Annotated in this window: 7 protein-coding genes; all 7 read left to right on the forward strand. The window is 69.6% G+C overall.

Going from position 1 to position 7,833, the window contains the following annotated elements; translation table 11 throughout:
* Nucleotides 1-121 precede the first annotated feature (121 nt).
* Nucleotides 122-3,076, forward strand: a complete 2,955-nt coding sequence (locus GTW67_RS25370) for a M14 family metallopeptidase (protein WP_161167102.1) — start codon at nucleotides 122-124, stop codon at nucleotides 3,074-3,076.
* A 226-nt stretch (nucleotides 3,077-3,302) separates the two neighbouring features.
* Nucleotides 3,303-4,313, forward strand: a complete 1,011-nt coding sequence (gap, locus tag GTW67_RS25375; protein ID WP_076973809.1) for a type I glyceraldehyde-3-phosphate dehydrogenase — start codon at nucleotides 3,303-3,305, stop codon at nucleotides 4,311-4,313.
* A gap of 148 nt (nucleotides 4,314-4,461) precedes the next feature.
* Nucleotides 4,462-5,673, forward strand: a complete 1,212-nt coding sequence (locus GTW67_RS25380) for a phosphoglycerate kinase (RefSeq protein WP_161167103.1) — start codon at nucleotides 4,462-4,464, stop codon at nucleotides 5,671-5,673.
* 5 nt (nucleotides 5,674-5,678) lie between these two features.
* Nucleotides 5,679-6,455, forward strand: a complete 777-nt coding sequence (gene tpiA / locus GTW67_RS25385) for a triose-phosphate isomerase (protein WP_161167104.1) — start codon at nucleotides 5,679-5,681, stop codon at nucleotides 6,453-6,455.
* Between the two features lie 126 nt (nucleotides 6,456-6,581).
* The gene (secG, locus tag GTW67_RS25390) at nucleotides 6,582-6,818 is read left to right on the forward strand and encodes a preprotein translocase subunit SecG (protein WP_161167105.1); all 237 of its coding nucleotides are present in this window, start codon (nucleotides 6,582-6,584) and stop codon (nucleotides 6,816-6,818) included.
* Between the two features lie 198 nt (nucleotides 6,819-7,016).
* Nucleotides 7,017-7,352, forward strand: a complete 336-nt coding sequence (locus GTW67_RS25395; RefSeq protein WP_003976875.1) for an RNA polymerase-binding protein RbpA — start codon at nucleotides 7,017-7,019, stop codon at nucleotides 7,350-7,352.
* 121 nt (nucleotides 7,353-7,473) lie between these two features.
* A partial coding sequence (locus tag GTW67_RS25400; RefSeq protein ID WP_524539819.1) for a phosphoglucose isomerase-related protein occupies nucleotides 7,474-7,833 on the forward strand: 360 nt, incomplete at its 3' end.

The following is a 7,833-nucleotide window of genomic DNA, read 5'->3' on the forward strand; positions in this document are numbered from 1 at the left end:
CCCCCACTTGGGTGACCCGTCCCCGCTTCGGCGTGTCCATACCGCGCTCTTGACTCGATCATGAGGTGTCATGAGCCTGGCATCTGTTCGCTGCTGTGGCGGACCCACGCTAGGGGGGTTCATGAGACGAAGAGCGAGATCGATCCTCGCTGTCGGCGCGCTCCTGATCGGCGGAGCAAGCTTCGCACCCATCGCCCAGGCACGACCCGCGGATCCGGGGACCCCGGACGCGGACGAGGTGAAGGTCTTCCGCGCCGACGTCACCCAGGAGCAGGTACCCCTGCTGCTGGCCGCCGGCCAGGACGGGCACGAACTCGGCGAGCAGGTTCCCGACCGGGGAACGGCCGCCGTCGAGGTCTACCTCACCGACAAGCAGGCCGAGACGCTGGAGAAGAAGGGCGTCGACCTCACCGAGCACACCCTCTCCACCCGCACCGCGAAACGCGTCGAGGCCGCCGCCGACGGCGTCTTCCGGCCGTACAGCGGCAGCGGCGGCCTCCAGGAGGAGATCCTCCGCACCGCCCAGCAGAACCCCGGCCTCACCAAGGTCGTCTCCATCGGCAAGACGGTCCGGGGCCAGGACATCCTGGCGCTCAAGCTCACCAAGAACGCCAAGAAGTCGAAGGACGGCTCCCGGCCCTCCGTCCTCTACATGTCCAACCAGCACGCGCGCGAGTGGATCACCCCGGAGATGACCCGGCGGCTGATGCACCACTATCTGGACAACTACGCGAAGGACCGGCGGGTCAAGAAGATCGTCGACTCCACCGAACTGTGGTTCGTGCTGTCGGCCAACCCCGACGGCTACGACTACACCTTCCAGGACCCCGCCAACCGCCTGTGGCGCAAGAACCTGCGCGACGTCAACGGCGACGGCGTCATCAGCACCGGCGACGGCGTCGACCTCAACCGCAACTTCGCCTACAAGTGGGGCTACGACGACGAGGGCTCGTCCCCGAACCCCACCAGCGAGACCTACCGCGGCGCGAGCCCCGGCTCCGAGCCCGAGACCAAGGCGCTGGACGCCTTCGAGAAGCGCATCGGCTTCACCTACGGCATCAACTACCACTCCGCCGCCGAGCTGCTGCTCTACGGCGTCGGCTGGCAGGTCGCCACCGACACCCCGGACGACGTCGTCTACAAGGCGCTCGCCGGCACGCCGGACAACTCCGCGATCCCCGGCTACCACCCGCAGGTCTCCTCGGAGCTGTACACCACCAACGGCGAGGCGGACGGCCACGCGGCCAACGTCAACGGCATGGCGATGTTCACCCCCGAGATGTCGACCTGCCAGACCGCGTCCGACGTGGACCCCGCCGACCAGTGGAACGCCCGCGACTGCCGGTCGGGCTTCAACTTCCCCGACGACGAGAAGCTGATCCAGCAGGAGTTCGCCAAGAACATCCCCTTCGCGCTCTCCGTCGCCGAGACCGCCGCCCACCCCGACCGGCCGTCCTCCTCGGTCGGCCTGGACGCCGCCGACTTCACCCCGGCCCCGTTCACCACGTCGTACTCGCGCGGCGCCGACCAGGAGGTCTCGGTCGTCGTCCGCAAGGCGGTGCGCGACAAGGAGCTGAAGTACCGCGTCAACGGCGGCCGCGTACTCGACATGGCGCTGAAGCCCTGGAAGGGCGGCGAGACGTACGGCGGTGACGACAACCTCTACTTCGACGAGTACCGGGCCAAGGTCAAGGACGGCGTCCCGGGCGACAAGGTCGAGGTCTGGTTCACCGGCGAGACACCGCAGGGCAAGAAGGTCTCCAGCGGGCACTTCACGTACACGATCGCCGAACGGCCCCGCGCCGACGTCCTCGTCGTCGCCGAGGAGGGCGTGAAGGCCACGCAGACGCAGACGTACGTGGACGCGCTCAAGGCCAGCGGCAAGCGGGCCGCCGTGTGGGACGTCGCCACGCAGGGCGCGCCCGACGCGCTCGGCGTCCTCGGCCACTTCGACACCGTCGTCCACTACACCGGCGCGGCGACCCCGGGCAACGCCACCCAGCTCCAGCTGCGCGCCTTCCTCAACGAGGGCGGCCGGCTGATCGAGGCGGGCGAGCGCGCGGGCGGCAGCGTCGACCTCGGCGACGGCACCCCGTCCGACGACTTCAGCCAGTACTACCTGGGCGCCTACACCCGCACCTCGACCGCCGGGGCCACCGGGTTCACCGGCTCCGGCAAGCTCGCCGGAGCCACCGGCGCGCTCGGCGCCGCCCCAGGCAACCCGCTGGACACCGCCGGCACCTACAGCGTCACCTCCGACGAGCTGGACCCCGCCACCTACCCCCAGTTCGCGAGCGCGGGCGCCGGGAAGTTCGCCGGGACCGTCAACCCGTACGGGCCCTACGCGGGCGCCTGGATGGCCGCCGCCGTGCACACCGACGACGCCTACAAGCGCCTCACCCGCACCGTCGACCTCACCGGTGTCACCGCCGCCGACCGTCCCACGCTGCGCACCCAGCTGCTGTGGGACACCGAGCGCGGCTACGACCACGCGCTGGTCGAGGCCCACGTCACCGGCGCCGACGACTGGACCACGCTCCCCGAGGCCGGCGGCGCGACCAGCACCGCCGTGCCGACCGAGTGCGAGGCCGGCTTCTACCTGAGCGACCACCCCTGGCTGGCGCACTACCTGACCCTGTCCGACGAGGGCTGCGCCGCGACCGGCACGAGCGGGCAGTGGAACAGCCTCACCGGCTCCTCCGGCGGCTGGCGGCAGGTCGAGTTCGACCTGAGCGCCTACGCCGGGAAGTCCGTCGAGCTGTCGATCGCCTACGTCACCGACCCCGGCAGCGGCGGACGCGGCGTCCTCGCCGACGAGGCCTCCCTGGTCGTCGGCGGCACGGCCACCGGGACCGAGGGCTTCGAGACCTCGCTCGGCGCCTGGCGGGTCTCCGGACCGCCCGCGGGCAGCCCCGCCGTACTGAAGGACTGGGCCCGCACCGGCACCCTGTTCCAGACCTACGGCGCGGTCACCACGGACGACACCGTGCTGCTGGGCTTCGGTCTGGAGCACCTCACCGCGCCGGCCGACCGGGCCGCGCTCGTCCGGCAGGCGCTGCGTGCCCTGGACGAGTGACAACGCGGTCCCTGGGAACTGACCCGGTGTAGCGAAATCGGGTGATCGGTCCCCGAAGCCCGGGCGGTCCGTACCCCTACTGGCGGGTACGGACCGCCGTGCCGGGTATGGGGCGTCTCGATGTCACCCCGGCCGCCTCGGAGAGGTAGGGTCGGAGGTGGTCGGGGACATCCCAAATACAGCTCGCCGGCACATCGGGCCGGCGTACCAACGAGGAGATCGGTTCGTGACGATCCGCGTAGGCATCAACGGCTTTGGCCGCATCGGTCGTAACTACTTCCGCGCGCTGCTGGAGCAGGGTGCAGACATCGAGATCGTGGCTGTCAACGACCTGGGTGACACCGCGACCACCGCCCACCTGCTGAAGTACGACACCATCCTCGGGCGCCTCAAGGCGGAGGTCTCGCACACCGAGGACACCATCACCGTCGACGGCAAGACCATCAAGGTCCTCTCCGAGCGCAACCCGGCCGACATCCCGTGGGGTGAGCTGGGCGTCGACATCGTCATCGAGTCGACCGGCATCTTCACGAAGAAGGCGGACGCGGAGAAGCACATCGCCGGCGGCGCGAAGAAGGTCCTCATCTCGGCTCCGGCCAAGGACGAGGACATCACCATCGTGATGGGCGTCAACCAGGACAAGTACGACCCGGCGAACCACCACGTCATCTCCAACGCCTCCTGCACCACCAACTGTGTGGCGCCGATGGCCAAGGTCCTCGACGAGAACTTCGGCATCGTCAAGGGCCTGATGACGACGGTCCACGCGTACACGAACGACCAGCGCATCCTGGACTTCCCGCACAAGGACCTGCGCCGCGCCCGCGCCGCCGCGGAGAACATCATCCCGACCACCACGGGCGCCGCCAAGGCCACCGCGCTGGTCCTCCCGCAGCTCAAGGGCAAGCTCGACGGCATCGCGATGCGCGTCCCGGTCCCGACCGGCTCGGCCACCGACCTGGTCGTGGAACTCCAGCGCGAGGTCACCAAGGACGAGGTCAACGCCGCGTTCAAGAAGGCCGCCGACGACGGCGACCTCAAGGGCATCCTGTTCTACACCGAGGACGCGATCGTCTCCTCGGACATCGTCGGCGACCCGGCCTCCTGCACCTTCGACTCCTCCCTGACCATGGTCCAGGACGGCAAGTCGGTGAAGATCCTCGGCTGGTACGACAACGAGTGGGGCTACTCCAACCGCCTCGTCGACCTCACGGTCTTCGTCGGCAACCAGCTCTGATCGACTCAGACCCACCCCAGCAGGCACCTCGTATGCGGTAGCAGGGCTCGGGCAGCGCAAGGTCGCGCTGCCCGAGCCCTGCGTCGCGTCCGCGGTGGCCGGCCCTCGTAGGATCACGAGCGAGCACGAGAACCCAGGAGCCCTCTGCATGAAGACGATCGACGAACTGCTCTCCGAAGGCGTCGCGGGCAAGCGCGTCTTCGTCCGCGCCGACCTCAACGTGCCGCTGGACGGCACCACCATCACCGACGACGGCCGCATCCGCGCCGTGGTGCCCACCGTCAAGGCCCTGGCCGACGCGGGCGCGCGCGTGATCGTCGCCTCGCACCTTGGCCGCCCCAAGGGCGCCCCGGACCCGGCCTTCTCCCTTGCTCCGGCCGCCGCCCGTCTCGGTGAACTGCTCGGCGCCGACGTCGCCTTCGCCGAGGACACGGTCGGCCCCTCGGCCGAGTCCACGGTGAGCGGCCTCGCCGACGGCCGGGTCGCCGTCATCGAGAACCTGCGCTTCAACGCCGGCGAGACCAGCAAGGACGACTCCGAGCGCGCCGCCTTCGCCGACAAGCTGGCCGGCCTCGCGGACGTCTACGTCGGCGACGGCTTCGGCGCCGTGCACCGCAAGCACGCCTCGGTCTTCGACCTGCCCAAGCGGCTGCCGCACTACGCCGGCTACCTCATCGCCACCGAGGTCGGCGTGCTCAAGAAGCTCACCGACGACGTGAAGCGCCCCTACGTGGTCGCGCTCGGCGGGGCCAAGGTCTCCGACAAGCTCGCCGTCATCGACCAGCTGCTCGGCAAGGCCGACCGTCTCCTCATCGGCGGCGGCATGGCGTACACCTTCCTCAAGGCCCAGGGTCACGAGGTCGGCATCTCCCTCCTCCAGGAGGACCAGATCCCGGCCGTCAAGGAGTACATCGAGCGCGCGGAGAAGAACGGCGTCGAGCTGGTCCTCCCCGTCGACGTGCTGGTCTCGCCGGAGTTCCCGGACCTGAAGACCAAGGCCCCGGCCAACCCCACCACCGTCGCCGCGGACGCCATCCCGGCCGACCAGGAGGGTCTGGACATCGGTCCCGAGACCCGCAAGCTCTACGCCTCGAAGCTCGCCGACGCGGCCACCGTCTTCTGGAACGGCCCCATGGGCGTCTTCGAGCACCCCGACTACGCCGAGGGCACCAAGGCGGTCGCCCAGGCCCTCGTCGACGCCCCGGGCTTCACCGTGGTCGGCGGCGGCGACTCCGCCGCGGCCGTGCGTACGCTCGGCTTCGACGAAAAGGCATTCGGCCACATCTCTACCGGCGGCGGCGCCTCCCTCGAATACCTCGAGGGCAAGACGCTCCCCGGCCTCGCCGCACTGGAGGACTGACCCCGATGAGCACCCGCACGCCGCTGATGGCGGGCAACTGGAAGATGAACCTCAACCACCTGGAGGCCATCGCCCACGTCCAGAAGCTCGCCTTCGCCCTCGCGGACAAGGACTACGACGCCGTCGAGGTCGCCGTTCTCGTCCCCTTCACCGACCTGCGCTCGGTGCAGACCCTGGTCGAGCACGACAAGCTCAAGATCAAGTACGGCGCCCAGGACATCTCCGCCCACGACGGCGGCGCCTACACCGGCGAGATCTCCGGCCCGATGCTGGCCAAGCTGCGCTGCACCTATGTCGCCGTCGGTCACTCCGAGCGCCGGCAGTACCACGCGGAGTCGGACGAGCTGGTCAACGCCAAGGTCAAGGCCGCCTACAAGAACGGCCTGACTCCGATCCTGTGCGTCGGCGAGGAGCTGGACGTCCGCGAGGCGGGCAACCACGTCGCCCACACCCTCGCCCAGGTCGAGGGCGGTCTGAAGGACCTCACCGCCGAGCAGGCCGAGACCGTCGTGATCGCCTACGAGCCCGTGTGGGCCATCGGCACCGGCAAGGTCTGCGGCGCCGAGGACGCCCAGGAGGTCTGCGCGGCCATCCGCGGCAAGGTCGCCGAGCTGTACTCGCAGGAGCTGGCCGACAAGGTCCGCATCCAGTACGGCGGCTCGGTCAAGTCCGGGAACGTCGCCGAGATCATGGCGCAGCCCGACATCGACGGCGCCCTGGTCGGCGGCGCCTCGCTGGACTCGGACGAGTTCGTCAAGATCGTCCGCTTCCGCGACCAGTAGACCCGCCGGTCACATCGGCCGGTGAGTATGCGGTAGCGGCGATACGTCGTACCCTTGCGGGGGCATGGTGGCCTGTAGCCGCCGTGCCCCCGTCGTCCGTCAGAATCCGAGGAAGTTGGTCCAGCCGTGGTTTTGGGGTTCTCGATCGCCCTGATCGTCTTCAGCCTGCTGCTGATGCTGCTGGTGCTGATGCACAAGGGGAAGGGCGGCGGCCTCTCCGACATGTTCGGTGGCGGCATGCAGTCGTCCGTCGGCGGCTCCTCGGTCGCCGAGCGCAACCTCGACCGGATCACCGTGGTGGTCGGTCTGCTCTGGTTCGCGTGCATCATCGTGCTCGGCCTGGTGATGAAGGCGAACAACTGACCCGGCCCGCACTGTGTACGTAAGGCCCCATGTCCGGTACGCGCCCCGTGGCGCGGCCTATCATGGGGCTTGCGTCTTGGTGCCGGAGCTTGTAACTCCAACCACTGGACGCGCGTTGGGCCTTACGTAGACTGAGGCGCTCGCAGTGAAGCGAACGCCGACTCGCTTTGCGGCACCATCACGCAGGGAGTTACGACCGTGGCAAGTGGCAACGCGATCCGGGGAAGCCGGGTCGGGGCGGGGCCGATGGGCGAGGCCGAGCGCGGCGAGTCCGCGCCGCGTCTGCGCATCTCCTTCTGGTGCTCCAACGGACACGAGACGCAGCCGAGCTTCGCGAGCGACGCACAGGTCCCCGAGACCTGGGACTGCCCGCGCTGCGGCTTCCCCGCCGGACAGGACCGGGACAACCCGCCGGACCCGCCGCGCACCGAGCCCTACAAGACGCACCTGGCGTACGTGCGCGAACGCCGCAGCGACGCGGACGGCGAGGCGATCCTCGCCGAGGCGCTCGCCAAGCTGCGGGGCGAGATCTAGCGTCCGCCCGGGTCTTCTCCTCCTCTCTTCTTCTCCTCCGGCCCTCCCCATCGCTGATCAACTAGGTTGGCAACAGCAGCCGGGACAGCCGGGGCACCGAGGAAGAAGGCTGAAGTCCGACATGAACGCAGACGGCCGTACCAGGATCAACCGGACGCCCGCATGGACCGCGCTGGCGGCGCACCGCGACGAGCTCGGCGAGGTGCGGCTGCGCGACCTGTTCGACGCCGATCCCGGACGCGGCACCGGGTACGTCCTGCGCGTGGGTGACCTGTACGTCGACTACTCCAAGCACCTGGTCACCGACGAGACCCTGCGGCTGCTGCGCGAACTGGCCGCCGCCGCGGATGTGTTCGGGCTGCGCGACGCCATGTTCCGCGGCGAGAAGATCAACACGACCGAGGACCGCGCCGTGCTGCACACCGCGCTGCGCGCCCCGCGGGACGCGGTGATCGAGGTCGACGGCGAGAACGTCGTCCCC

Origin of the sequence: Streptomyces sp. SID5910 (assembly GCF_009862125.1) — a bacterium.
Taxonomy (GTDB): domain Bacteria; phylum Actinomycetota; class Actinomycetes; order Streptomycetales; family Streptomycetaceae; genus Streptomyces.

Coding starts and splice junctions, on each gene's coding strand:
- GTW67_RS25370 (WP_161167102.1), top strand. CDS start 122: ATGAGACGAAGAGCGAGATCGATCCTCGCTGTCGGCGCGCTCCTGATC.
- GTW67_RS25380 (WP_161167103.1), top strand. CDS start 4,462: ATGAAGACGATCGACGAACTGCTCTCCGAAGGCGTCGCGGGCAAGCGC.
- tpiA (WP_161167104.1), top strand. CDS start 5,679: ATGAGCACCCGCACGCCGCTGATGGCGGGCAACTGGAAGATGAACCTC.